Here is a 24337-nt window from a genome sequence, read left to right as displayed (position 1 = left end):
TTGGGGTGAGGGTGGCGCCAGCGTCCTATGCCTGGGGCGTGCCAACGGCATCGCCTGCCTGGATCAGCAGCACCGCGTCGCGCTTGTCCAGCAGGTGCTGGCGCAGGATGGCGGCAAGCCGCTTGCCATCGCGCGCCTCAAGTGCCTGCAGCATCTCTTCGTGGTCGTGGATGGCGCTGTCCCACTTCGGCTTCTGATAGTTGGAGCGGAAGCGCAGCGCCTGCAGCCGCCGGTTCACCGACAAATAGGTCTGGCGCAGCGCCGAATTGCGGGCCGCCAGGTTGATGCGGTCATGGATCTGGTGGTTGATCCGGTAATAGCCGGGCAGGTCGTCATTTGCCCGGCAGGCCAGCATCGCATAGTGCAGGGCCTTGATCTCGGCCAGTTCGACGGCCGTGATGCGTTCGCAGGCCAGTTCGCCGGAAAAGGCTTCCAGCCCGCTCATCAGCTCAAACGTGTCCTGGATCTCCGCCCCGGACAGGCGCGATACGGTCGCGCCGCGGTTGGGCGAGATATCGATCAGCCCCTCCGCCGCCAGCACCTTCAGGGCCTCGCGCAGCGGCGTGCGGGAGATGCCCAGGGTCTCGCACAGTTCGCGCTCATTGAGCTTCCTGCCCGGTTCCAGGGTGCCCTCGACGATGAAGGTGCGCAGGTGGGCCACCACGGTGTCGTGCAAACGTTGCCGTTCGAGCCTGGGCAGTACCGGAGCCGGCGAATCCGTGCCGGAAGTGGCGACAATTTGCATTCAAAATTCCTATCGCGTGTTGCGTTCAATTTTAGCAGACTCTCAACTGGAACTCAAAAACGCAGGTAAACCCTTAATTTGTCGGGTAAACGCTAGAGAATTTCCATGCAATCTCCGCTGTTTTTCCGTCACTCCTCTGATAAAGTATTTTGCATTCAAAACTCAACAGGAGGAGTCAAATGCTGAATCTCAACTTCCATCCCGCCGGCCGCCACTTCCTGCAGATCCCCGGACCGAGCCCGGTTCCCGATCGCATCCTGCGCGCCATCAGCTATCCGACCATCGACCATCGCGGCCCGGAATTCGGCGCGCTGGGCCTCAAGGTGCTGGACGGCATCAAGAAGATCTTCAAGACCGAGCAGCCGGTGGTGATCTATCCGGCTTCGGGCACGGGGGCCTGGGAAGCGGCGCTGTCGAACACGCTGAGCCCCGGCGACACGGTGCTGATGTTCGAGACCGGCCACTTCGCCACGCTGTGGAAGAAGATGGCCGAGAACCTGGGAATCAAGCCCGAGTTCCTCGGCCTGCCGGGCGTGGAGGGCTGGCGCCACGGGGTGCAGGCCGACATGATCGAGGCCCGCCTGCGTGCCGACACTGCGCATGCGATCAAGGCGGTGTGCGTGGTGCACAACGAGACCTCGACCGGCGTGACCTCGGATATTGCCGCCGTGCGCCGCGCCATCGATGCGGCCGGACACCCGGCGCTGCTGCTGGTCGACACCATCTCGGGGCTGGCGTCCGCCGATTACCGGCATGACGAGTGGGGCGTGGATGTGACCGTGTCCGGCTCGCAGAAGGGCCTGATGCTGCCGCCCGGCATCAGCTTCAATGCGGTCTCGCCCAAGGCCGTCGCAGCCTCCCGCACGGCCCGGCTGCCGCGCAGCTTCTGGGGCTGGGATGAAATCATCGAGATGAACCGGACCGGCTACTGGCCCTACACCCCTAGCACGAACCTGCTTTATGGCCTGTCCGAAGCCCTCGACATGATCCTTGAGGAAGGGCTGGACAACGTCTTCACCCGCCACCAGCGCCTGGCCGAAGCCTGCCGCCGCGCGGTCAAGGCCTGGGGCCTGGAGATCCAGTGCGCGGACCCGGCCGTCTACAGCCCGGTGCTGACCGGCGTGATGATGCCCGAGGGGATCGACGCGGACGTGGTGCGCAGGAACATCTATGACCGCTTCAACATGTCGCTCGGCGCCGGCCTGGGCAAGGTCAAGGGCCGCATGTTCCGTATCGGCCATCTGGGCGACTGCAACGACCTCACGCTGATGGCCACGCTGGCCGGCTGCGAGATGGGCCTGAAGATCTCGGGCGTCGCGCTCGCGGGCAGCGGCACCGTCGCCGCCATGGACTATCTCGCCGCGCACGCGACGCCGCTGTCGCTCAAGGCTGCCGCCTGACGCAGTCACTGCCTTCCGAGACGGGGGCGGGCGCCGCGCGTGCGCAACGCCCCCGCCGGACTGATCGCAACGGATCAGCGCAGCACTGCCGTACCTGACAAAAAACAGAGGAGACGCTGTGGATACAACCCTGCAGGCGGGAACAAAGATCAGGACGTTCGAGGATGCGACCTATCGCAAGGTGAGCTGGAGGCTGGTGCCATTCCTGATGGTCTGCTTCCTGATCGCCTATCTCGATCGTGTCAACGTAGGTTTTGCCAAGCTCCAGATGTCGCAGCAACTGGGCTTCAGCGAAACCGTCTACGGGCTGGGCGCCGGGATTTTCTTTATCGGCTACTTCCTGTTCGAGGTGCCGAGCAACCTGGCATTGCACAAGTTCGGCGCCAAGGTATGGATCGGCCGGATCATGATCACGTGGGGGATACTCTCCGCGTGCTTTGCCTTCGTGCAGACGCCAACCCAGTTCTACACGCTGCGCTTCCTGCTGGGCCTGGCCGAAGCCGGCTTCACGCCAGGCATCGTGTACTACCTGTCGTGCTGGTACCCGTCGCAACGGCGTGCCAAGATCATGGCCATCTACTGCATGGGCTCGCCGCTGTCCGGCATCATCGGCAACCCGCTGTCCGGCTACCTGATGGGCAGCATGGCCGGCGTGGCTGGCTGGGGCGGCTGGCAATGGATGTTCATCATCGAGGCGGTGCCGGCGGTGCTGCTGGGCTGCTTCTGCTTCTACTACCTGGACAACTCCATTGCCAAGGCCAAGTGGCTGACCAGCGCGGAGAAGCAGGTCCTTGAACTGGCCAAGTCGGAAGACGTCAAGGCGGTGGACCCGCAGGCACGCGTCGGCAAGGTGTTTACCGATCCGCGCGTCTGGCTGATCAGCCTGATCTGCTTCTGCTATGTCACGGGCCAGTACGGCATCACGCTCTGGCTGCCCACGTTCATCAGGTCGACCGGTGTCAGCGACCCGCTCCATATCGGCATGCTGAGCGCGATACCGTATATGGCGGCCATTGTCGCGATGTACTTCTTCGGTCGCAGCGCCGACAAGCACCGCGAGCGGCGCTGGCACCTGATCATCCCGTGCATGATGGGTGCGATCGGCTTCCTGGCGTTGCCCTGGGTCATGCACAGCACCGCGCTGTCCCTGGTGTTCCTGTCGATCGCCACAGCCGGCATCCTGACCTGCACGCCGCTGTTCTGGTCCCTGCCGACGGCTTTCCTCAGCGGCGCGGCGTTGGCCACGGCCATCGCCATGAGCAACTCGATCGGCAACCTTGCCGGCTTTACCAGCGGCTACATGATCGGCTACCTGCGCGACGTGACCCAGAGCGGCAACAGTGCCTACTACATGATTGCCGGGATGCTGATGCTGGGTGCGTTCTGCATCTGGACAATACCTGCCCGCCTGGTCAACCGATAGCGAGACAAAGCGGGGTGCGGCACCGTGCCGCTGCCCCGCCTGGCCATCACCTCGCAAACACTTCGCGCCCTTGCCGGCGCATGGAAGGCTCTCATGACAAACTCGTACCAACCGGTGCCAGACGGCCCCGGCCATCACGCGCCGTTCAGCGTGGTGGAAGCCACCGTTGCCAGCGCGCATGCCGCGATGCGCGACGGCAGGCTGACGGCGCGCCAACTGGCCAGCGCCTGCCTCGCGCGCATCTCGGCCTATGACCAGGGCGGCCCCGCCCTGCGCAGCATCCTGCAGCCCAACCCGCAGGCGCTGGAAGAGGCCGGCCGCATCGACGCCATGGCGGGCCGCAACCCCACGCGGCCGCTGGCGCTGCTGCATGGCATCCCGGTGCTGGTCAAGGACAACATCGAATGCGGCGGCATGGAAACCACCGCCGGCGCCGCCTGCCTGCGCGGCAACCTGTCCAGCGACGATGCCTTCGTCATCCGCCGGCTGCGCGAGGCGGGTGCCATCGTGCTGGCCAAGACCAACCTGCACGAGCTTGCCTCCGGCGGCGAGACCGTCAGCACCTTGTCCGGCCAGACCCTCAATCCCTATGACCTGACCCGCACGCCCGGCGGTTCCAGCGGCGGCACCGGCGCCGGCATCGCCGCCAGCTTCGGCCTGCTTGGCATCGGCACCGACGGGGTCAATTCCATCCGCTCGCCGGCCTCGGCCAACAACTTGGTGGGCCTGCGTCCGACCATGGGCCTGATCAGCCGGGCCGGGCTGGTCCCTTGCGGGCTGACGCAGGACACCATCGGCCCGATCACCCGCACGGTCGCCGATACGGCGCTGCTGCTCGATGTCATCGCCGGCCATGATCCGGCCGACCCGGTCACCAGCCAGGGCGCGCCCCACATCCCGGCGAGCTATGCCGCCAGCCTCGACCGCGACGGACTCAGGGGCGCGCGCATCGGCGTGTTGCGGCATTTCTTCGGTGATCAGGATGTGCACCGTCCGGTCAACGCCGTGATGCAGGCAGCGCTGGCGACCATCGCGGCACAAGGCGCCGAGCTGGTCGCGATTGAAGACGCGATCAGCCCGGACGAGCTGCTCGCGTCCACGCTTGTGCACCACTACGAGATGGCGCGCGATCTCGATGCCTACCTGGCGGGGCTGCCCCCCGGCGTCCCGGTGCGATCGATGAAGGACATCATCGCTGCCGGTTCGGTCCATCCAAGCGTGGCGGGAACCCTCGACACCGCGGCAGCGCTGAGCGAGCGGGAAGGGGAGTACCGCGAACGCCTGCAGCGCCAGCAGGCATTGCGCCAGCGGCTGCAGGGCCTGATGGCGCGGCACCGGCTTGATGCGCTGGCATTTCCGCACCAGCGGCGCCTGGTGGCGCCGGTCGGCGAGATCCAGGCAGAGCGCAATGGCGTGCTCGCGTCGGCCACCGGCTTTCCGGCCATCGTGATTCCGGCCGGATTTTCGGCGCCAGACGGCAATGCACCGCAGGGTGTGCCGGTCGGGCTGGAGTTCTTTGGCTTGCCCTTCACCGAACCCGTGCTGATACGGCTGGCCTATGCGGCCGAGCAGGCCTTGCGCGCGCGCCGGCCGCCGCACTCGACGCCCGCGCTGGAATAGGCGCGCGCCGGAACGAAGTTTTATCGCTGCTCGACAAACGCCAGCCGGACACGGCGGCGACAAGGTCGCGGACAAACCGCGGCAACCTCGAAACGAGGAGGAGACAAAGATGGGCGCAGAAACTGTAGTTCAATCGCCGAATTCCCCACAGCAGCATGAGCTCGACCGGGCCATGGATGGCATCGGGGTGACGGCGTCGCACAAGAAGATCATCTTCATGATCATGCTCGGGGTGATGTTCGATGTCTTCGAACAGAACGCCGTCGGCCTGATCGGCCCCATGCTGCGCGAGCAGTGGGGCATCTCGGTGGCGGAGATCGGCTTTCTCAATACGCTGACCTTCAGCGCCGCCGCGCTGGGACGCATCGGCTCCGGCTATATCGCGGACCGCTACGGCAGGCGCACGATGCTGAGCGCCAACCTGCTGCTGTTCACGCTGGGCGCCATCATCTGCGCGCTGGCGCCGAACTATGGCGTGCTGGCGGCGGGCCGCTTTATCGTCGGCATCGGCCTGGGCGGGGAGATCTCGATCGCCGTGACCATGCTGGCCGAGCTGTGCTCGACGCGCTTCCGCGGCACCGCGGTGGGCCTGGTCAGCGTGGGCAGCGGCGGCCTCGGCAATATGCTAGCGCCGGCTTTCGGCCTGGCGGTATTCGCCATGTTCCCGGGACCGGACAGCTGGCGCTGGCTCTTTGCCTGCCTGGTGCTGCCGGCATTCTTCGTCGTGTTCTACCGGCGCTTTATTCCGGAGACGCCGCGCTTCCTGCTGTCCAAGGGGCGCGTGGACGAGGCCAACCGGGTGCTGTCGGTGCTCGCATCCGGCCGCCTGGGCAAGCTCGACGGCGAGCCGACGCCCTATATCAAGGCCGCGATCCAGGACGACGCGCCGCGCACCAGGGTGCGCCTGAGCGATATCTTCAAGGGTCGCCTGGGACGGCGCACGATCGCGCTGGGGATTGCGGTGTCCATGACGTACGGCGCGCAGATCTCGGTGCTGACGCTGATGCCGACCATCCTGATGTCGCAGGGCTACACCATCTCCAAGAGCTTTCTCTTCACCATGGTGATGCAGAGCGGCAGCCTGTTCGGGGCGCTCGCGGCGTCGTACTGCGGCTATCACTTCCCGCGCAAGCGGGTGCTGACGATAGGCGCGGGGCTGGCCTGCGCGGCCGGGTTGTGCTTCGGCTTCCTGACGTATAACGTGGGCCTGGTGCTGATGTTCGGTGCCGCCTTCACGTTCTGCGTGGTGTTGCTGAACACGTCGATCTGGATCTTCGCGCCGGAGCAGTATCCCACCCACGTCCGCGCGTTCGGCACCTCGCTGATCCTGGCGCTTGGCACCCTGGCAGGGGCGCTGACGCCGCTGATCAGCGGGCGCGTGTTCGAAACCTACGGCGTTGGCGGCATGTTCAGCATGCTCGCGGCGATGTACGCAGTGTTTGCGCTGGCCGTGCAGTTCGCGCCGGAAACCTTCGGCCGCGCCATGGGCGAGACCGCCGCCGACGACGAAGCCGCGCCTGCGGTCAGTGGCACCGCGGCCAGCGCCAGCGGCTCCTGAGACCGGCCCGTTCCCGGCAGCGTGCTGCGCGCGCTTGCCGGGAGCGGGATACCGGGCGATATTCATCCCTCATTCAAGGAAATACCCAAGGCATGACATCTTCCAATATCGATCGGGTCGCGCAGGCCCTGCTCAGCGCGCGTAGCGAACAGGGCTGCGCCGATGCAGAGCAATTCGCCACCGTGCTTGAGAATGCGGAACAGGCCTACGCCGTGCAGTCGGCCGTGGCCCGCGCGCTTGGCTGGCAAGTGTCAGGCGCCGGCTACTGGAAATCCGGCGGTGCCTCGCGCGAGGCGGTGCTGACGCATGCCGAACTGCCGCCTGCCGGGGTCTGGACCAGCCCCGCGCATGCCGGCGACTGGCCTTTCACATGGCGCGGCATCGAGGCAGAGATTGCGTTGCGGCTGGGGCAGGGCGTTGACGCCGCGCAGGCTGCCGCCCTCGACTACGCCGGCGCGGCCGGGCTGATCGATGCGATGGCGGTGTCGATCGAAGTCGTCGATTCGCGCTGGCGGCAGTATCTTGCCGCGCCCGCGCTGCTGAAGCTGGCCGACCTGCAGTCCCACGGCGCCCTGGTGCTTGGCGAATGGCGTGACTATGCGGCGCGGGACTGGGCGGCACAGCATTGCCGGGTGCGGATCGGCACGCAAACCACCGAGCGCCGCGGCACCCACGCGCTGGGCGATCCGGCCTTTGGGCTGGCCGCCTGGCTGCGCCATGCCACGCGCGACGGGCAACGTGTAGAGGCCGGCACGGTCGTCACTACCGGCACCTGGGTCGGCATCCTGGACGCATCGGCAGGCGACCTGGTGACCGCGGAGTTCGATGGCATCGGCGAGGCCTCGGTCCAGCTCTGAAAACGGCGTTGCCCTTGACGGGGCGTCAGCTGCGCAAGCCGACGCCCTGCATGATGATCCGCAGCACCCACGCGGCCACGCCCAGTGCCGCCACGCTGGCGGCCCAGATCAGCACCAGCCAGCCGATGCGGCGCAGCCAGGTGCCGGTGCTTGTCCCCGAGCGCCGTGTATCCATAGCCATCAGTGGTAGCCCTCGCCGTGGCGTACCTTGCCGCGGAACACGTAGTAGGCCCATACCGTGTACATCAGGATGAAGGGGATGATGAACAGCGCCCCCACCAGCGCAAAGCCCTGGCTTTGCGGCGGCGCGGCGGCGTCCCAGATCGAGATTCCCGGCGGGATGATATTGGGCCAGACGCTGATCGCCAGCCCGCTGTAGCCCAGGAACACCAGCCCCAGCGCGTACATGAACGGCGAGATATCCGGCTCATGCCGCAGCGCGCGCATCAGCATGAGCATGCACAGCGCCACCAGGATCGGGACCGGCGAGAACCAGAACAGGTTGGGCAGGCTGAACCAGCGCTCGGCAATCTCGGGATGCGTCAGCGGCGTCCACAGGCTGATCACGGCGATCACCGCCAGCAGCAGCCACGCCAGCGAGCTGGTCAGCTTGATCATGCGCTGCTGCAAGTCGCCCTCGGTCTTCATGATCAGCCAGGTGCTGCCCAGCACCGTGTAGGCCACCATCAGCCCCACGCCGCAGAACAGCGGGAAGGGCGTGAGCCAGTCCAGCGGCCCGCCGGCAAAGCGGTGGCCCTCCAGCTTGATGCCGTCGATATAGGCGCCCAGCGCCACGCCCTGGAAGAAACTGGCCGTGCCCGAGCCCAGGATGAAGGCGGCGTCCCACACCGGGCGCTCGCGGTCGTTGGCCTTGAAGCGGAACTCGAACGCCACGCCGCGGAAGATCAGGCCCAGCAGCATCAGCATCAGCGGCAGGTAGAGCGCGCTCAGCACCACCGAATACGCCAGCGGGAACGCCGCCAGCAGCCCGGCGCCGCCCAGCACCAGCCAGGTCTCGTTGCCGTCCCAGACCGGTGCCACCGTGTTCATCATCACGTCGCGGTCATGCCGGTCCGGCACGAACGGATAGAGCATGCCGATGCCCAGGTCGAAGCCGTCCATCACCACGTACATCATCACGCCGAAGAAGATGATGAAGATCCAGAGAAGCGAGAGGTCGATGCCCATGGTGTCAGCTCCGGGTGCGTGCAGTGGTGGCGGGGGCGAGCGCTTCGTCGTCATCCACGGCTGACAATGGCCGTGCCGGCGTATGCCCGCGTCCGGGGCCGCCTTCCGGCTTGGCTTCTTCCAGCGCCGGACCCTTGCGCACCAGCCGCATCATGTAGGCGATGCCGACGCCGAACACGAAGAAGTAGGCCACCACGAAGATCGCCAGCGTCGTTGCCAGTTCGGGCACGCCGTGCGGCGACACCGCGTCGGCGGTGCGCTGCAGCCCGTAGACCACCCACGGCTGGCGCCCGACCTCGGTGGTGAACCAGCCGGCCAGGATGGCGATCAGGCCGGTGGGCCCCATCCACAGCGCCATATGCAGGAAGCCGCGCGAGCGGTACATGCGCTCGCCCCGGCGCAGCAGCAGGCTCCACACGCCCAGCAGGATCATCAGCAGCCCCAGCCCCACCATCACGCGGAACGACCAGAACAGGATGGTGGAATTGGGCCGGTCCTGCGGCGCGAACTCCTTCAGGCCCTTGATCTGCCCGTCCCAGGAATGGGTCAGGATCAGGCTGCCCAGGCGCGGCACCTCGACCGCGAAGCGCGTCTCTTCGCGCGCCATGTCGGGCCAGCCGAACAGCAGCAGCGGCAGGCCTTCATTGCCCTTGTTCTCCCAGTGGCCTTCCAGCGCGGCGATCTTGGCGGGCTGGTGCTTGAGCGTGTTCAGGCCGTGCATGTCGCCGATCACGGCCTGGATCGGCGCGACGATCAGCAGCATCCACATCGCCATCGACAGCATCTTGCGGATGGCGGGGTTGTCGCGCCCGCGCAGCAGGTGCCAGGCGGCGGAGGCGCCGACGAACAGCGCCGTGGCCAGGAACGCCGCCACGCTCATATGCACCAGGCGGTAGGGGAACGACGGGTTGAAGATGACTTCGAACCAGTTGGTCGGCACCACGCGGCCGTTGATGATCTCGAAGCCCGCCGGCGTCTGCATCCAGCTGTTGGAGGCCAGGATCCAGGTGGCGGAGATCAGCGTGCCGAGCGCCACCATCACCGTGGCAAAGAAATGCAGCCCCGGCCCGACGCGGTTCCAGCCGAACAGCATCACGCCCAGGAAGCCCGCTTCCAGGAAGAACGCGGTCAGCACCTCATAGGTCAGCAATGGCCCGGTGATGCTGCCCGCGAACTCGGAGAAGAAGCTCCAGTTGGTGCCGAACTGGTAGGCCATCACCAGCCCGGACACCACCCCCATGCCGAAATTGACGGCAAAGATCTTGGACCAGAAGTGGTAGAGGTCGCGGTAATGCGTGCGCTGCGTGCGCAGCCAGCAGCCTTCCAGCACCGCCAGGTAGGCGGCCAGGCCGATGGTGATCGCCGGGAAAATAATGTGGAAAGAAATCGTGAAGGCAAACTGCGTGCGGGCTAGGTCTAGCGCGGTCAAACCAAACATGTTGTTCTCCGTGGCGCTGGCCTGGCGCACGCCTGTGACGGGCGCGGCACTGCCGTCTGGCAGGCCGGGGCCGGTCGGCAGGGCGCGCCGGGGCGCGGGCCGTAGGCGCGTGCGGTAAAGCGTAGTGTACGCCGCGCGCGCAGCAAAGGGCACTGTTGCTGCCGGTGGCGTACGGGTGACATATCGCCGCACCCGGTACCGCCGGCGCCGCTTCGCGCGGCCCGATGCCCTTGTCGATGGCGACCATGCTAACGGAGCCGGCACGAACGGAACAGCATCACCTCATTGAAAAAATACCGTATCAGTTTTGCGCGGCGCAGCAGAGACAGCGGCTGACAAGCAGGGCAAAGAAGTGCATAGTCATGCGCTTCCCAGAAGCCTTTGAACATCGCGTCCGCCATCGTATGACGCGGCCCCGCCTGCCATGGATTCCACCTTGCTGATCGTGATCGCCGGCGCCGCCGTGGCTGGCTTTGTCCAGGGGCTGTCCGGCTTTGCCTTCGGCATGGTGGCGATGTCGTTCTGGGCCTGGGCGATCGAGCCGCAGCTGGCGTCGGCCATGACCGTGTTCGGCGCGCTTACCGGCCAGCTGCTGGCGGCGGTGTCGGTGCGGCGCGGGCTGTCGTGGCGGCGGCTGTGGCCGTTCGTGGCCGGCGGCGTGGCCGGCATCCCCCTGGGCGTGGCGATCCTGCCGATGCTCGACGCGCTGTGGTTCAAGGTCGTGCTCGGCGGCTTCCTGACCCTGTGGTGCCCGGTCATGCTGATGGTGCGCAAGCTGCCCCATATCGGCGTGGGCGGGCGCGTGGCCGACGGCGTTGCCGGTGCGGCCGGCGGCGTGATGGGCGGCATCGGTGGTTTCACTGGCGTGATCCCCACGCTGTGGTGCACGCTGCGCGGCTTCGACAAGGACGAACAGCGCGCGGTGATCCAGAACTTCAACCTCGCCACGCTGGCCATGACCATGGCCGCCTATGTGGGCAAGGGCATCGTCACGCGCGAGATGCTGCCGATGTTCCTGGTGGTGGCGCCCGCGATGCTGGTGCCAACGCTGCTGGGCACGCGGCTCTATCTGGGGATCAGCGAGGCCACCTTCCGCAAGGTCGTGCTGACGCTGCTGACCGTATCCGGCGTGGCGCTGCTGGCCACGTCGGTGCCGGTGCTGATGGCGCGTGCCAGCTAGACGGCCCTGACCTGCGCCGCAGCCTCGCGCAGGCATTCCAGCAGCTGGTCGGTGCCGAGCGAGGGCGCCCGTTCGCGCAGCGTGATGATGCCGACCGGGGGCAGGTCGACCGGCACGGCCATCTTCAGCACGTGCAACCGGCCTTCCTCTGCAACGACAGCGCCACCGACTCGGCCATGAAGCCGGCCGCGCCGCGCTGGCCGACGAAGGTGGCCTGCGCCAGGTAGGACGAGGTCTCGATGACATCCTGCGGCGGGTGCAGGCCGTGGCGATAGAAGGCCTGCTCGATCTTCACGCGCAGCGAGGCCCACGGCGGCGGCAGCACGCAGGGCATCGCCGCCAGGTCGGCCCAGCTGGGGCGGGCCTTGCGCGCCAGCTTGTGGCCGCGGCGGACCACGACCACCATCGGTTCTTCATAGAGGGCTTCGGTCAGCAGGTCCGGCGCCGCATAGCCCGGCTCCAGCCGGCCCACGATCAGGTCCAGCTCGCGCAACCGCAGCTTGGGCAGCAGGTGGGTCAGGTCGCCTTCCTCCACCAGCACGGTGGCGCGCGCGTGGCGGTCCTTGAGCGCGCCCACGGCCTGCGCCAGCAGCACCGGCAGCGCCGCGCCCATCGAGCCCACGCGGATGCGGCCGGAAGCGCCGCTCTGCACCGCGGCGATCTCGTCGCGGGTCTGCTCGTACTGGGCCAGCACCGAGCGCGCAAAGCGCACCAGCGATTCCCCGGCGGGGGTGGGCTCGGTGCCGCGGGTGGAGCGCGTGAACAGCGACAGACCCAGCATCCTTTCGACTTCGGTCAGCACCTTGGACACCGCCGGCTGGCTCACGGACAGGAACTCCGCGGTGCGGCCGAGGTGGCGGAACTCATCCAGCGCCACCAGCAGTTGCAAGTGGCGCAGCTTGATATTGGAGCGCAGCGCGCGATCGATCTGGACCATGCTACCAGTCTATCTAACCTTAAGGTTATGAAGCAATGCCGTTCTTTGATTGGATTGTTATGTTGAGGCGCGACAGAATGCGGGCATGACGAGGCTGGCTGCGCCGGTCCCGCCGATAATCAGAACATCGGAGACACCCGCAAATGACCCAAGGATTCCCCATCGATTCCAAGCGCCGCTGCCTGCTCATCGGAGCCGCCGCGGGTGCCGCCGCGGGCGCTGCCGGCGTGCTGCTGCCTGCCGCGCGGGCGCTGGCCGCCGAGTATCCCGAGCGTCCCATCACCTTCATCTGCCCATGGCCGGTCGGCGGCACCGCTGACCAGTCGATGCGCGCGCTGTGCCAGGTGGCGAGCGGCATTCTCAAGCAGTCGATCGTGGTCGAGAACCGCGCCGGCGCTTCCGGCATGATCGGCACCAAGGCCCTGGCGCGCGCCAATCCGGACGGCTACACCATCGGCCAGATCCCGATCTCGGTGACGCGCTTCGCGCAGCTCGGCATGCTGCAGCTGGACCCGCGCACCGAGCTGACCTACCTGGCGCGCACCTCGGGCCAGACCTTCGGCATCGCCGTGCCGGCCAGCTCGCGCTACAAGACGCTGCAGGACGTGGTGGCCGCCGCCAAGGCCAGCCCCGGCAAGATCACCTATGCGCACGCCGGCATCGGCGGCGCGACCCACGTCGGCATGGAGCAGTTCGCGCTGGCCGCGGGCATCCAGTTCAACGCGATCGCCTACAAGGGTGGCGCCGCCGCGCTGCAGGACGTGCTGGCCGGGCAGGTCGACCTGCTGGCCGATTCCAGCTCGTGGGCGCCGCACGTGGAAGCCGGCAAGCTGCGCCTGCTGGCCACCTGGGGCGAACAGCGCGCGACCCGCTTCAAGGACACGCCGACGCTCAAGGAGCTGGGCTACAACGTGGTGGTGGAAGCGCCCAACGGCATCGGCGCCCCGAAAGGCCTGCCGCCCGCCGTGGAAAAGAAGCTGCGCGACGCCTTCCGCGCCGCGGTGGCCAGCAACGAGTTCAAGCAGGTGGCGGCGCGACTGGATGCGCCCGTGATGTACCTGGACGGTCCTGACTACAAGAAGTACGTGGCCAGCGTCTATGACCAGGAAACCCAGCTGATCCAGCGCCTCAAGCTGAAAGAACTGCTGCAGCAAGGCTGATCGCCGCCGAAGGCCAAGTCCAAGTGAATCCCAATCCCGTCATCCGCCTGCACGCCAACGACAACGTGCTGGTCGCCCGCAGCGACCTCAGCCTTGGCCAGCAGCTGGCCGACCCCGCCGTGCGCGTGCGCGCGCAGGTGCCGGCCGGCCACAAGATCGCGGCCTGCGCCATCGCCGCCGGCACGCCGGTGCGCAAGTTCGACACCGTGATCGGCGTGGCCGCGCGCGATATCGCCCAGGGCGACCACGTGCATTCGCACAACCTGACCCTGGTCGATTTCTACCGCGACCCGGCGTTCTGCCAGGACGTGCGGCCGGTGGACTACGTGCCCGAGGCCCGGCGCGCCACCTTCAACGGCTTTGTGCGACCGGACGGGCGCGTGGGTACGCGCAATTTCATCGGCATCCTGTCTTCGGTCAATTGCTCGTCTACCGTGATCCGCCAGATCGCCGCGCATTTCACAGCGGAGCGGCTGGCAGCGTATCCGAATGTCGATGGCGTGGTCGCCTTCGCGCAGACCAGCGGCTGCGGCATGTCGTCGCCGAGCGAGCACTTCGACGTGTTGCGCCGCACGCTGGCTGGCTATGCGCGCCATCCCAACCTGGCCGGCGTGCTGATCGTCGGCCTCGGCTGCGAGCGCAACCAGGTGGCCTCACTGGTGGAATCGCAGGGGCTTGAGCCCGGCCCCGCGGTGCACACGCTGGTGATGCAGGATAGCGGCGGCACGCGTGCGACCATTGCCGCAGGCATCCGCGCGATCGAATCGATGCTGCCCGCGGCCAATACCGCGGTGCGCCAGCCGGTATCGGCCAGCCACCTGAAGATCGGGCTGGAATGCGGCGGCTCGGACGGTTTTTCCGGCATCAGCGCCAACCCGGCATTGGGCGCGGCGATGGATATCCTGGTGCGCCATGGCGGCACCGCCATCCTGTCTGAAACGCCGGAAATCCATGGCGTTGAGTTCATGCTCACGCGCCGCGCGGTAACACCCGAGGTCGGCCAGAAGCTGCTGGACCGCCTGGCCTGGTGGGAGCGCTACACCGCCGGCCACAACGCACAGTTCAACGGCGTGGTCGGCCACGGCAACCAGCAGGGCGGGCTGGCCAATATCTTCGAGAAATCGCTGGGTTCGGCCATGAAGGGCGGCACCACGCCGCTGCAGGCGGTGTACGAATACGCCGAGCCGATCGACCAGGCCGGCTTTGTGTTCATGGACTCGCCCGGCTATGACCCGGTGGCCGTCACCGGCCAGATCGCCAGCGGCGCCAACCTGATCTGCTTTACCACCGGCCGCGGTTCGATGTTCGGCTCCAAGCCCGCGCCGACGATCAAGCTCGCATCCAACTCGGCGATGTACCACCGCCTGGAAGAAGACATGGACATCAACTGCGGGCTGGTGCTTGACGGCGAACTGACCGTGCCGCAGATGGGCCAGCGGATCTTCGAACATATCCTGCGCGCGGCCTCCGGCGAGCCGACCAAGAGCGAAGCGCTGGGCCTGGGCGACAACGAGTTCGTGCCCTGGCACCTCGGCATCGTCAGCTGAGCCGCCTTCCGCCAATCTTTCTTCCTCCACACTTATGCTGACGCTTTCCGAACAAGCGCTGCTGCGCAGCCAGAACCTGATTGACGACCGGTGGTGCGATGCCGGCCTTGGCGCGCGCCTGCCGGTCGCCGACCCGGCCACCGGCGAGACCTTTGCCAACGTGCCGGACAGCGATGCCGGCGATGCCTGCCTTGCCGTCGATGCCGCCGCTGCCGCTTTCCCGGCATGGAGCCGCCGGCCCGCGCGCGAACGCGCCCAGTTGCTCAAGCGCTGGCATGCGTTGATCCTCACGCACCAGGAAGACCTGGCGCGCATCATCTCGACGGAGCAGGGCAAGCCCCTGAAAGAGGCACGCGGCGAGGTGCAGTATGGCGCGTCTTATGTCGAGTGGTTTGCCGAAGAGGCCACGCGCATCTGCGGCGATATCGTCGCGGAAGCCGTGCCGGGCCGCAAACTGCTGGTGCTGAAGGAGCCGGTGGGCGTGGTCGCGGCAATCACGCCGTGGAACTTCCCGCTGGCGATGATTGCCCGCAAGATCGCCCCGGCGCTTGCCGCCGGCTGCACGGTGGTGGCCAAGCCCGCCGAGGACACCCCGCTGACCGCGCTGGCGCTGGTATGGCTGGCGCAGCAGGCCGGCATGCCCGCGGGCGTGCTCAACATCGTCACCGCATCGCGCGAGCGCACGCCGGGCGTGGTCGACGCCTGGCTGGCCGACAGCCGCGTGCGCAAGATCACCTTCACCGGCTCCACGCCCGTGGGCAAGCACCTCGCGCGCGAATCGGCGGGCACGCTGAAGAAGCTGTCGCTGGAACTGGGCGGCAACGCGCCCTTCATCGTCTTCGAGGATGCCGATCTCGATGCCGCGGTCGATGGCCTGATGGCGTCCAAGTTCCGCAACGGCGGCCAGACCTGCGTGTGCCCGAACCGGGTCTATGTGCACGACACAGTGCACGACACCTTTGTCGAGCGCCTGGCACAGCGCGTTGGCGCGCTCCATGTCGGTCCGGCCACGGAAGAGGCCGCGCAGATCGGTCCCATGATCAATGCCCGCGCCGTCGACAAGATCGCACGCCACGTGGAAGACGCCGTCGCCCGGGGGGCGCGCGTGGTCACCGGCGGCAAGCGCGTGCGCACCGCCGATGGCCCGCACTACTACGCACCGACGGTGCTGGCCGATGCGACCCCCGCGATGGAGCTGTCGTGCGAAGAGACTTTCGGTCCGGTCGCGCCGATCTTCCGCTTCCGCGATGAAGCCGAGGTGATCCGCGACGCCAACGACACCCCGTTCGGCCTGGCTGCGTACTTCTACTCCAACGACATCCGCCGCATCTGGCGCGTGGCGCAGGCGCTGGAAACCGGCATGGTCGGCATCAACGAGGGCGCGATCGCGGCCGAGGCGGCGCCGTTCGGCGGCGTCAAGGAATCCGGCTACGGGCGCGAGGGCTCGCGCCACGGGCTGGACGACTACATGCATACCAAGTACCTTTGCCAGGGCCAGCTCGGCTGAAGCGCCGGGCCCAGCGATCATCGAACCGGAACACACCATGCCCGCAAACAATCCCTTCAAGACCGCGCTGGCCGCCCGCCAGGCGCAGATCGGCCTGTGGCTGTCGATGGCAACGCCGTACCTGGCCGAAGTGTCGGCCACCGCAGGCTTTGACTGGCTGCTGATCGACGGCGAACACGCCCCCAACGACCTGCGCTCGACGTTGCACGCGCTGCAGGCGGTGGCGCCATACCCGGTCCAGCCCGTGGTGCGCGCCGTGGCCGGTGAAGTGCCGCTGATCAAGCAGCTGCTCGACATCGGCGCGCGCAGCCTGCTGGTGCCGATGGTGGATACCGCGGAACAGGCCCGCATGGCGGTCAGCGCCACGCGCTACCCGCCGCAAGGCATCCGCGGCGTGGGCAGCGCGATTGCGCGCGCCTCGCAGTGGAGCGCCCGCACTGACTACCTCGATGTGGCCGACGATGAAGTCTGCCTGCTGGTGCAGGCCGAAACCGTCACCGCATTGCAGAACCTGGAAGCGATCTGCGCGGTGGATGGTATCGACGGCGTCTTTATCGGCCCGGCCGACCTGGCTGCGTCGATGGGCCACCGCGGCCGCCCCGGACACCCGGAGGTGCAGGCCGCCATCGAAGGCGCGATGCGCACCATCATCGCCAGCGGCAAGGCCGCCGGCACGCTGACGTCGGACCCGGCACTGGCACGCCGCTACCTGGACCTGGGCTGCACCTTCGTGGCCACCGGCGTGGACGTGATGCTGTACGCCAACGCCGCGCGCAAGCTTGCCGCATCGTTCCGCGAACAGCCCTCTGACGCTCCCGCCGCAGACAAGCCTTCCGCCGCGTACTGACCCGTATCTCCTTCGCCTTACACACATGCCAGCCGAAACCCCGACCCCAGACACCACCTTGCGCGCGATGCAGGCCATCGTTGGTGCAAGCGCCTGCCGCAGCGGCGACGCCGACACGCAGGCCTACGTCACCGACTACCGCGGCATCTACTGCGGCCAGGCCCAGGTAGTGGTGCTGCCGTCATCGACGGAAGAGGTCAGCCAGGTGCTGCAGTGGTGCCATGCCCGGCGCGTGCCGGTGGTGCCGCAGGGCGGCAATACCTCGCTGATGGGCGGCGCCGTGCCCGACGACAGTGGCACCGCCGTGGTGGTCAACCTCAGCCGCATGAACCGGGTGCTGGACATCGACACCATCAACGACACCATGACCGTGCAGGCCGGCGTCACACTGAGCGCGGCACGCAGCGCCGCCGAGGCCGGGCAGCGCCTGTTCCCGCTGCGCATCGGCTCCGAAGGCTCATGCCAGATCGGCGGCAACCTGTCCACCAATGCCGGCGGCACCGCGGTGCTGCGCTACGGCAATATGCGCGACCTGGTGCTCGGCATCGAAGTGGTGCTGCCCGATGGCCGCATCTACTCGTCACTGCGCGGCCTGCGCAAGGACAACACCGGCTACGACCTCAAGCAGCTGTTCGTCGGCGCGGAAGGCACGCTTGGCATCATCACCGGCGCCGTGCTCAAGCTGATGCCGCAGCCGCGCAGCAGCGCCGTGGCCTTTGTCGCCGTGCAGGACCCCGCCGCGGCGGTAGCCTTGCTGGGCGAAGCCAAGCGCCTGTCCGGCCAGGCCGTGACCGCGTTCGAGCTGATCTCGCGGCCAGCGCTGGAACTAGTGCTTGAGTATCTTGGCAACGTGGCTTCCCCGCTGCAGGCCAAGCACGACTGGATGGTGCTGATCGAGCTGACCTCCGGCACCGATGCGGAAAGCCTCAACGCCACGCTGATGGAAATCCTCGAATCCGGCTTCAGCCAGGGCCTGGTGCAGGACGCCGCCGTGGCCGCCAGCCTGTCCGATGCCCAGACCTTCTGGCGCATCCGCGAAGAGATCTCCGACGCGCAGACCCGCACCGGCGGCAGCATCAAGTGCGATGTCTCGGTGCCGCTGTCGCGCATCGCTGCGTTTGTCGAGGAAGCCTCGGCCAGGGTGCTGGAACTGGTGCCGGACGCGCGCATGGTGATCTACGGCCATATGGGCGACGGCAATGTGCACTTCAACCCGCTGCGGCCCAGGGATCAGCCAGGCAAAGAGTTCCTGGCGCAATGGTATGAACGGGTCTCCGCGCTGGTCGACGGCATGGCCCATGCGGAAAACGGCTCGATCTCGGCCGAGCATGGCATCGGCGTGGCCAAGCGCGATGACCTGACGCGCTACAAGTCCCAGGTGGAACTGGAGCTGATGTGGCAGGTGAAGCAGGCGCTCGATCCGTTGAACCTGCTCAATCCCGGCAAGGTGCTGCCGGCGCCGGCCCGATAGCTCACCGCTATGCCACACCACGCAACGCGGGCAGGGCGCGCGTAGCAGGAATCGCCCATCTGGGCTAAGGTGTCAGCTATCCAGAACGCGCGGAGCCGGGGCATTGCCGCACCGGCCACCGCGCACAGCACGGCCGGCCCACCGGCCCAGATACCGATGAGCGCCCAATCCCCCGACATCGCCCTCGCAGCTGCCCCCATCTCCCTCGAAAAACCCGAGCTCGACTACCCCTGCGGTGACGCCCCCGAACCCGGCCACGCCCGCGAGGTAGCGCCCGGTGTGCTGTGGCTGCGCATGCCGATGCCGCTGGGCCTGAACCACATCAACCTGTGGGCCATCCGCGACGGCAATGGCTGGGCCGCCGTCGACGCCGGCCTGCAGACCCCGGAAACCGCCCAGGCCTGGCGCGCGCTGTTCGCCGCAAGCGGCCCGCTGGCCGGCGGCCTGACGCGCCTGTTCGTGACCCATATGCACCCCGACCACATCGGCATGGCCGGGTGGCTGACCGGCAAGTTCGACTGCCAGCTGTGGATGACGCGGCTGGAATACCTGATGTGCCGTGTGCTGGCGGCGGATACGGGGCGAGCGGCGCCCGATGACGCGACCGAGTTCTATCGCAAGGCTGGCTGGGACGACGAAGCGATCGAGGTGTACCGCACCCGCTTCGGTGGCTTCGGCAAATATGTCCACGCCTTGCCCGAGAGCTTCCACCGGCTGTCCGATGGCGACACCGTGCGCATCGGCGCGCACGACTGGCAGGTCATCGTCGGCACGGGTCATTCGCCCGAACATGGCTGCCTGTACTGCCCGGCGCTGAAGCTGCTGGTGTCCGGCGACCAGGTGCTGCCGCGCATTTCTTCCAACGTCTCGGTGTTCCCGACCGAGCCCGATGCCGATCCGATGCAGGACTGGCTGGCTTCGCTGGACAAGGTGCGCGCCGCTGTGCCGGACGATGTGCTGGTGCTGCCGGCGCATAACGAACCGTTCCGTGGGCTGCATGCGCGGATTGACTATTTGCGGGCGAGCCAGTTGCAGGCGCTGGATCGGTTGCGTGGGGCGTTGGGGAAGCCGAAGCGGGCGGTGGATGTGTTCGGTGAGTTGTTCTCGCGCCCCATCACCGGAAGCGGCGGGCTGTTGGGGATGGCTACCGGCGAGAGCATTGCGCACCTGAACTACCTGCTGGAGCGGGGCGAGGCGGTGCGGGAGACCGGTCCCGATGGCTGCCACTGGTACCGCATGAGGTAATCCCCACGCGGCGGGGACTGCCGCGTCGCCTTGACTTCCGCTCGTACGATATATATCGTAAGATATGTTTTACGACATATCGGGGCTAGTCATGCGCCATCATTCCCACCCTTTTGGCATCTCAGGCCACGGCCGTCACCTGTTGATGCGCCTTGTGCCGCACTTTGAGCGTCACTTCGCCCACCACGCCATGGGCCGCCACGGCGGCGGCTTCTGGGGCGGCGGCCATGACGACGGCTTCGGCCCTGGCGGCCCCGATGGCCCCGGCAGCTTCGATGGCGAAGGCTGGCGCCGGGGCCGCAAGTTCAGCGCCGATGACCTGCAGTTGCTGCTGCTAGCCATGCTCGAAGAGAAGCCGAGCCACGGCTACGAACTGATCAAGGCGATCGAGAGCCGTACCAACGGCTTCTACAAGCCCAGTCCCGGCGTGGTCTATCCGGCCCTGACTTACCTGGAAGAAGTCGGCTACGCCACCGTCGACACGGAAGGCAACAAGAAGCGCTACCAGCTGTCCGAGACCGGCAAGGCCCACCTTGCGGCCAACCGCGAGCGGGTCGAGGTGATGATCGCCAAGCTGCGCCACGTGGCGCGCAAGGTGGAGTGGATGCGGCGCGCCATGAGCGGCGAGCCGCAGCCCGAGCCGGAGCAGGGCGGCTGGCTGCCCGAACTGATGCAGGCCCGCGCCGCGATCAAGCGTGCCATTGCGCTGCGCAGCGATGCGGGCGCCGACGAGCAGCGCCGCATCGCAGAGATCCTGCTGCGCGCGGCGGCTGAGATCGAAGCGGTCCGCAAGGCCTGACGCGTGGCACTGACGCTGGCTGCGGCCATCGGCAACCTGACCCGGCAGACGCCGGGTTTAATTCCAAGGAATTCCAACATGAGTGAGAACGACCAAGCCTCCGCACGCGACCTGACTGTGCAGCGCGTGCGCCATCCTCTTAAGATGCGGTTGCTGCAGGTGGTGCGCACCACGCAGGTATCGCCGCAGCTGCTGCGCGTGACGCTGGGTGGCGCCGATCTGCAGGACTTTATCTCGGCGTCGTTCGACGACCACGTCAAGGTCTTCTTCCCGGTGGATGGCGCTGACAAGCCGGTGCTGCCGCAGGTCACCACTGACGGCATCACCTTCCCCGAAGGCCAGCCGCGGCCGGCCGCGCGCGACTACACGCCGCGCCGCTACGATGGGGCGAAGCAGGAACTGGATATCGAGTTCGTGCTGCATGGCGATGGTCCCGCGTCGACCTGGGCGGCGCAGGCGCAGCCGGGCCAGTACCTGGGCGTGGGCGGCCCGCGCGGCTCGTTCGTGGTGCCCACGGCGTTCGACTGGCACCTGCTGATCGGCGACGATACCGCGCTGCCGGCGATCGCGCGGCGCCTGGAAGAGCTCGGGGCCGATACGCGCGCCATCGTGGTGGTGGAAGTGGGCGATGACGCGGCGCAGATTCCGCTGCCGACGCAGGCGCAATGCGATGTGCACTGGCTGCATCGTGGCGATGCGCTGGAAGGCAGCCTGCTGGAAGCGGCGCTGCGCAAGCTCACGCTGCCGCGCGGCGAGGGCTATGTGTGGGCCGCTGGTGAAGCGGCGGCGATGAAAGCGGTGCGCCAGTACCTGGTCAGCGAACGCGGTATCGACAAGCGCCGCATCCGCGCGTCGGCCTACTGGAAGCGCGGCGATGCGGCGGTGCATGAGACGCTGGACGACTGAAGCGGGCGGGGTGCCGGTAAGATAGTGCCACCGCCATCCGCCAGGGAGACCCTGCCGTGCAGCCTTCGTCCATCTTTCGCCGCTTCACGATCAGCCGGCGCTTCGCGCTGGCCTCCGCCTGCGCAGCGTTGCTGGCGGCCTGTGCGCCGGACTCCGTGCGCAATATCCAGGCCAAGGGCTTCAATGACTATCTCGATTCGCTGCAGACCGCTTGCCCCAACATGGTGGTTGGCTCCAGCAATATCAGCGACTGGCTGCGCACCAGTGGCAGCAGGGACGACGACAACTACGTATACTGGCTGGACCTGACCTCGCGGCTCTACTACCAGCGCATCTCGCCTACGCAGTATCGGGATTCGGTCAGCGCGGCGCTTGGCGGCAAGTCCGATTCGCGCGCGCTGGACTGCATCGTGCGCAACCTGCCGGCGGACCGGCCGACGCGTCCGCCGGGCGGCAAGCTGCTTTGATCTTTCGCGCGGCCTCACGTGACCGTTGTGCATTCGCCGCATCCCCGCTAACATGAGTCTCCGGCAGCCGAGACAACGGCTGCCGACGTCGCTCGGACGGTTCCGGGCGCTTACGTAAAGGACTCCCTCCATGACTGCCGCTTCTGGCAAGCGCCGCTTTGCGCGCATCGATCGCCTTCCCCCGTACGTTTTCAATATCACCGCCGAGCTGAAGATGGCCGCCCGCCGCCGTGGCGAGGACATCATCGACATGAGCATGGGCAACCCCGATGGCGCCACGCCGGCGCATATCGTGGCCAAGCTCACGGAAGCGGCGCAGCGGCCCGATACGCACGGCTATTCGGCCTCCAAGGGCATCCCGCGGCTGCGCCGCGCGATCGCGCACTGGTACCGCGAACGCTATGACGTCGAGATCGACCCGGATACCGAGGCCATTGTCACCATCGGCTCCAAGGAAGGCCTGGCGCACCTGATGCTGGCCACGCTGGACCGCGGCGACACGGTGCTGGTGCCCGATCCCAGCTACCCGATCCATATCTACGGCGCGGTCATTGCCGGCGCGGATATCCGCTCGGTGCCGCTGGTGCCGGGCATCGATTTCTTTGCCGAGCTGGAGCGTGCCATCCGCGGCAGCTATCCCAAGCCGAAGATGATCGTGCTGGGCTTTCCGTCCAACCCCACCGCGCAATGCGTGGAGCTGGACTTCTTCGAGCGCGTCATTGCGCTGGCACGCAAGCACGATATCTTCGTGGTGCACGACCTGGCCTATGCCGACATCGTCTTCGATGGCTGGAAGGCGCCGTCGATCATGCAGGTGCCGGGCGCCAAGGACATCGCGGTGGAGTTCTTCACGCTGTCCAAGAGCTACAACATGGCGGGCTGGCGCGTGGGCTTCATGGTGGGCAACCCGGACCTGGTGGCGGCGCTGACGCGCATCAAGAGCTATCACGACTACGGCACCTTCACGCCGCTGCAGATCGCGGCCATCGCCGCGCTGGAGGGCGACCAGCAGTGCGTGAGCGAGATCGCCGCGCAGTACCAGTCGCGCCGCGACGTGCTGGCGCGCGGGCTGATCGAAGCGGGCTGGCCGGTGGAGATCCCGAGGGCGTCGATGTATATCTGGGCGCGGATTCCCGAGCCGTACCGCGCGCTGGGCTCGCTGGAATTCTCCAAGCAGCTGCTGGCCAAGGCCAAGGTATCGGTGTCGCCGGGCATCGGCTTTGGCGACTATGGCGACGAGTATGTGCGCTTTGCCCTGATCGAGAACGAATCGCGCATCCGGCAGGCGGTGCGCGGCATCAAGGCGATGTTCCGGGCGGACGGGCTGGTGAAGCCGCCCTCGGCGGCGCAGGCATGAACGGGCGCCGCCTCAGTAGCGGCGCAGTGCCTCCAGGTCGAGCACATGCACCGCGCCGTGCTCGACCGCCAGCAAGCCTTCGCTCTCCAGCACCTTGAGCGCCGCATTGGCGCGCTGGCGCGAGATCCCCGCGAGCAGGCCGACTTCTTCCTGTGTCAGATGCAGCGCCGGGCCCAGGCCAGGGCATAGCACCGGATGGAATAACGTAGCCAGCGCCCGCGCCACACGGCCCTCGATGCCGTACAGCCGTTCATGCTCGACGGTCGCGATGAACAGGCCGAGCCGTTCATTGAGCTGGTCGAGCAGATAGCGGTTGAAGGGCAGGCTGGTCTCCTGCAGCCAGCGGAAGGTGGCCCCCGGCATGCAGGCGATGCGGGAATCGCGCAGCGCCACCACGTCATAGCGCAGCGCCTCGCGCTTGAGCAGGGAGCCTTCGCCGAGCCAGCCGCCGGCTGGCACGCCGGTCAGCGTCGCGCGCTTGCCGGAGGGCGATGCGCAATGCACCTTGACCAGGCCCTCGGCGATGCCTAGCCAGCTGTCGGCCCGGTCGCCCTTGCGGATGACATAGGCGCCTTGCGGCACCGTGCGTTCACGCAGCTCGGCGCGCACGCGCTGGCGTTGCGCCGGGGTCAGTGCCGCGGCCCAGGGGCTGCGCGCCAGCAGCGCGTCGAGGCTCACGGCAGCG

Annotated in this window: 21 protein-coding genes and 1 pseudogene; 16 read left to right on the top strand and 6 right to left on the bottom strand. The window is 67.3% G+C overall.

Annotated elements, in window-relative coordinates; genetic code table 11:
• Nucleotides 1-25: 25 nt before the first annotated feature.
• On the bottom strand, nucleotides 26-745 hold the full coding sequence (locus tag AC3WLE_RS02105) for a GntR family transcriptional regulator (protein ID WP_492318498.1): 720 nt from the start codon (nucleotides 743-745) through the stop codon (nucleotides 26-28).
• Nucleotides 746-924: 179 nt separating this feature from the next.
• Between AC3WLE_RS02105 and AC3WLE_RS02100 the strand changes: the two genes are divergently transcribed.
• The 5 genes from AC3WLE_RS02100 to AC3WLE_RS02080 all read left to right on the top strand — a co-directional run bounded on the left by AC3WLE_RS02100 (nucleotide 925) and on the right by AC3WLE_RS02080 (nucleotide 7603).
• Nucleotides 925-2145, top strand: a complete 1221-nt coding sequence (locus AC3WLE_RS02100; RefSeq protein ID WP_492356263.1) for a pyridoxal-phosphate-dependent aminotransferase family protein — start codon at nucleotides 925-927, stop codon at nucleotides 2143-2145.
• Nucleotides 2146-2263: 118 nt separating this feature from the next.
• A complete protein-coding gene (locus tag AC3WLE_RS02095; protein ID WP_492318496.1) occupies nucleotides 2264-3568 on the top strand; it encodes an MFS transporter in 1305 nt (434 codons plus the stop codon).
• Between the two features lie 93 nt (nucleotides 3569-3661).
• Nucleotides 3662-5188 (top strand): amidase family protein, encoded by a 1527-nt coding sequence (locus AC3WLE_RS02090; protein ID WP_492318495.1) that lies wholly within the window; start codon nucleotides 3662-3664, stop codon nucleotides 5186-5188.
• A gap of 109 nt (nucleotides 5189-5297) precedes the next feature.
• Complete coding sequence (locus AC3WLE_RS02085; RefSeq protein ID WP_492351872.1) at nucleotides 5298-6746, top strand: MFS transporter; 1449 nt, start codon at nucleotides 5298-5300, stop codon at nucleotides 6744-6746.
• 92 nt (nucleotides 6747-6838) lie between these two features.
• On the top strand, nucleotides 6839-7603 hold the full coding sequence (locus AC3WLE_RS02080) for a fumarylacetoacetate hydrolase family protein (protein ID WP_492318493.1): 765 nt from the start codon (nucleotides 6839-6841) through the stop codon (nucleotides 7601-7603).
• A gap of 25 nt (nucleotides 7604-7628) precedes the next feature.
• Here the strand turns inward: AC3WLE_RS02080 and AC3WLE_RS02075 are convergent, their stop codons facing one another.
• The 3 genes from AC3WLE_RS02075 to AC3WLE_RS02065 are packed head-to-tail and all read right to left on the bottom strand — an operon-like array spanning nucleotide 7629 to nucleotide 10229.
• Complete coding sequence (locus AC3WLE_RS02075; protein WP_492318492.1) at nucleotides 7629-7784, bottom strand: DUF2474 domain-containing protein; 156 nt, start codon at nucleotides 7782-7784, stop codon at nucleotides 7629-7631.
• A complete protein-coding gene (gene cydB / locus AC3WLE_RS02070) occupies nucleotides 7784-8791 on the bottom strand; it encodes a cytochrome d ubiquinol oxidase subunit II (protein ID WP_492356264.1) in 1008 nt (335 codons plus the stop codon). The genes AC3WLE_RS02075 and cydB overlap by 1 nt, the downstream gene beginning before the upstream one ends.
• 4 nt (nucleotides 8792-8795) lie before the next feature.
• On the bottom strand, nucleotides 8796-10229 hold the full coding sequence (locus tag AC3WLE_RS02065) for a cytochrome ubiquinol oxidase subunit I (protein ID WP_492356265.1): 1434 nt from the start codon (nucleotides 10227-10229) through the stop codon (nucleotides 8796-8798).
• A 424-nt stretch (nucleotides 10230-10653) separates the two neighbouring features.
• Between AC3WLE_RS02065 and AC3WLE_RS02060 the strand changes: the two genes are divergently transcribed.
• Nucleotides 10654-11409, top strand: a complete 756-nt coding sequence (locus AC3WLE_RS02060) for a sulfite exporter TauE/SafE family protein (RefSeq protein ID WP_492318489.1) — start codon at nucleotides 10654-10656, stop codon at nucleotides 11407-11409.
• On the opposite strand, the pseudogene AC3WLE_RS02055 reads toward AC3WLE_RS02060, so the two are convergent.
• A pseudogene (locus AC3WLE_RS02055) lies at nucleotides 11406-12346 on the bottom strand (LysR substrate-binding domain-containing protein). The gene AC3WLE_RS02060 and the pseudogene AC3WLE_RS02055 sit on opposite strands and share 4 nt — an antisense overlap.
• 143 nt (nucleotides 12347-12489) lie before the next feature.
• On the opposite strand from AC3WLE_RS02055, the gene AC3WLE_RS02050 reads away from it, so the two are divergent.
• The 10 genes from AC3WLE_RS02050 (at nucleotide 12490) to alaC (ending at nucleotide 23652) form a co-directional block, all read left to right on the top strand.
• On the top strand, nucleotides 12490-13506 hold the full coding sequence (locus tag AC3WLE_RS02050) for a tripartite tricarboxylate transporter substrate binding protein (RefSeq protein WP_492356266.1): 1017 nt from the start codon (nucleotides 12490-12492) through the stop codon (nucleotides 13504-13506).
• Between the two features lie 23 nt (nucleotides 13507-13529).
• Complete coding sequence (locus AC3WLE_RS02045; protein WP_492356267.1) at nucleotides 13530-15053, top strand: UxaA family hydrolase; 1524 nt, start codon at nucleotides 13530-13532, stop codon at nucleotides 15051-15053.
• 34 nt (nucleotides 15054-15087) lie between these two features.
• The gene (locus AC3WLE_RS02040) at nucleotides 15088-16560 is read left to right on the top strand and encodes an NAD-dependent succinate-semialdehyde dehydrogenase (protein WP_492356268.1); all 1473 of its coding nucleotides are present in this window, start codon (nucleotides 15088-15090) and stop codon (nucleotides 16558-16560) included.
• A gap of 37 nt (nucleotides 16561-16597) precedes the next feature.
• Entirely contained in the window at nucleotides 16598-17407 is an 810-nt protein-coding gene (hpaI, locus tag AC3WLE_RS02035; protein ID WP_492356269.1) for a 4-hydroxy-2-oxoheptanedioate aldolase, read from the top strand.
• Nucleotides 17408-17432: 25 nt separating this feature from the next.
• Complete coding sequence (locus tag AC3WLE_RS02030) at nucleotides 17433-18878, top strand: FAD-binding oxidoreductase (protein ID WP_492356270.1); 1446 nt, start codon at nucleotides 17433-17435, stop codon at nucleotides 18876-18878.
• 156 nt (nucleotides 18879-19034) lie between these two features.
• The gene (locus AC3WLE_RS02025) at nucleotides 19035-20123 is read left to right on the top strand and encodes an MBL fold metallo-hydrolase (protein WP_492356271.1); all 1089 of its coding nucleotides are present in this window, start codon (nucleotides 19035-19037) and stop codon (nucleotides 20121-20123) included.
• Nucleotides 20124-20214: 91 nt separating this feature from the next.
• Entirely contained in the window at nucleotides 20215-20922 is a 708-nt protein-coding gene (locus AC3WLE_RS02020; protein WP_492318481.1) for a PadR family transcriptional regulator, read from the top strand.
• 78 nt (nucleotides 20923-21000) lie between these two features.
• Nucleotides 21001-21828, top strand: a complete 828-nt coding sequence (locus AC3WLE_RS02015) for a siderophore-interacting protein (protein ID WP_492318480.1) — start codon at nucleotides 21001-21003, stop codon at nucleotides 21826-21828.
• A gap of 56 nt (nucleotides 21829-21884) precedes the next feature.
• The gene (locus AC3WLE_RS02010) at nucleotides 21885-22295 is read left to right on the top strand and encodes a hypothetical protein (protein ID WP_492318479.1); all 411 of its coding nucleotides are present in this window, start codon (nucleotides 21885-21887) and stop codon (nucleotides 22293-22295) included.
• Between the two features lie 130 nt (nucleotides 22296-22425).
• Entirely contained in the window at nucleotides 22426-23652 is a 1227-nt protein-coding gene (gene alaC, locus AC3WLE_RS02005; protein ID WP_492318478.1) for an alanine transaminase, read from the top strand.
• Between the two features lie 12 nt (nucleotides 23653-23664).
• On the opposite strand, the gene AC3WLE_RS02000 is transcribed toward alaC, so the two are convergent.
• Entirely contained in the window at nucleotides 23665-24330 is a 666-nt protein-coding gene (locus AC3WLE_RS02000) for a Crp/Fnr family transcriptional regulator (protein ID WP_492318477.1), read from the bottom strand.
• Nucleotides 24331-24337 lie beyond the last annotated feature (7 nt).

Source organism: Cupriavidus sp. FW306-1B-F12B (genome assembly GCF_058781795.1).
This window is presented reverse-complemented; position numbering and strand designations above follow the sequence as displayed.

Bases quoted from the DNA above. Each gene is read 5' to 3' on its own strand.
- cydB (WP_492356264.1), bottom strand. From the start codon at position 8,791: ATGGGCATCGACCTCTCGCTTCTCTGGATCTTCATCATCTTCTTCGGC.
- AC3WLE_RS02075 (WP_492318492.1), bottom strand. From the start codon at position 7,784: ATGGCTATGGATACACGGCGCTCGGGGACAAGCACCGGCACCTGGCTG.
- AC3WLE_RS02060 (WP_492318489.1), top strand. From the start codon at position 10,654: ATGGATTCCACCTTGCTGATCGTGATCGCCGGCGCCGCCGTGGCTGGC.
- hpaI (WP_492356269.1), top strand. From the start codon at position 16,598: ATGCCCGCAAACAATCCCTTCAAGACCGCGCTGGCCGCCCGCCAGGCG.
- AC3WLE_RS02080 (WP_492318493.1), top strand. From the start codon at position 6,839: ATGACATCTTCCAATATCGATCGGGTCGCGCAGGCCCTGCTCAGCGCG.
- AC3WLE_RS02025 (WP_492356271.1), top strand. From the start codon at position 19,035: ATGAGCGCCCAATCCCCCGACATCGCCCTCGCAGCTGCCCCCATCTCC.
- AC3WLE_RS02030 (WP_492356270.1), top strand. From the start codon at position 17,433: ATGCCAGCCGAAACCCCGACCCCAGACACCACCTTGCGCGCGATGCAG.
- AC3WLE_RS02050 (WP_492356266.1), top strand. From the start codon at position 12,490: ATGACCCAAGGATTCCCCATCGATTCCAAGCGCCGCTGCCTGCTCATC.
- AC3WLE_RS02105 (WP_492318498.1), bottom strand. From the start codon at position 745: ATGCAAATTGTCGCCACTTCCGGCACGGATTCGCCGGCTCCGGTACTG.
- AC3WLE_RS02040 (WP_492356268.1), top strand. From the start codon at position 15,088: ATGCTGACGCTTTCCGAACAAGCGCTGCTGCGCAGCCAGAACCTGATT.
- AC3WLE_RS02065 (WP_492356265.1), bottom strand. From the start codon at position 10,229: ATGTTTGGTTTGACCGCGCTAGACCTAGCCCGCACGCAGTTTGCCTTC.
- AC3WLE_RS02100 (WP_492356263.1), top strand. From the start codon at position 925: ATGCTGAATCTCAACTTCCATCCCGCCGGCCGCCACTTCCTGCAGATC.
- AC3WLE_RS02090 (WP_492318495.1), top strand. From the start codon at position 3,662: ATGACAAACTCGTACCAACCGGTGCCAGACGGCCCCGGCCATCACGCG.
- AC3WLE_RS02020 (WP_492318481.1), top strand. From the start codon at position 20,215: ATGCGCCATCATTCCCACCCTTTTGGCATCTCAGGCCACGGCCGTCAC.
- alaC (WP_492318478.1), top strand. From the start codon at position 22,426: ATGACTGCCGCTTCTGGCAAGCGCCGCTTTGCGCGCATCGATCGCCTT.
- AC3WLE_RS02015 (WP_492318480.1), top strand. From the start codon at position 21,001: ATGAGTGAGAACGACCAAGCCTCCGCACGCGACCTGACTGTGCAGCGC.
- AC3WLE_RS02085 (WP_492351872.1), top strand. From the start codon at position 5,298: ATGGGCGCAGAAACTGTAGTTCAATCGCCGAATTCCCCACAGCAGCAT.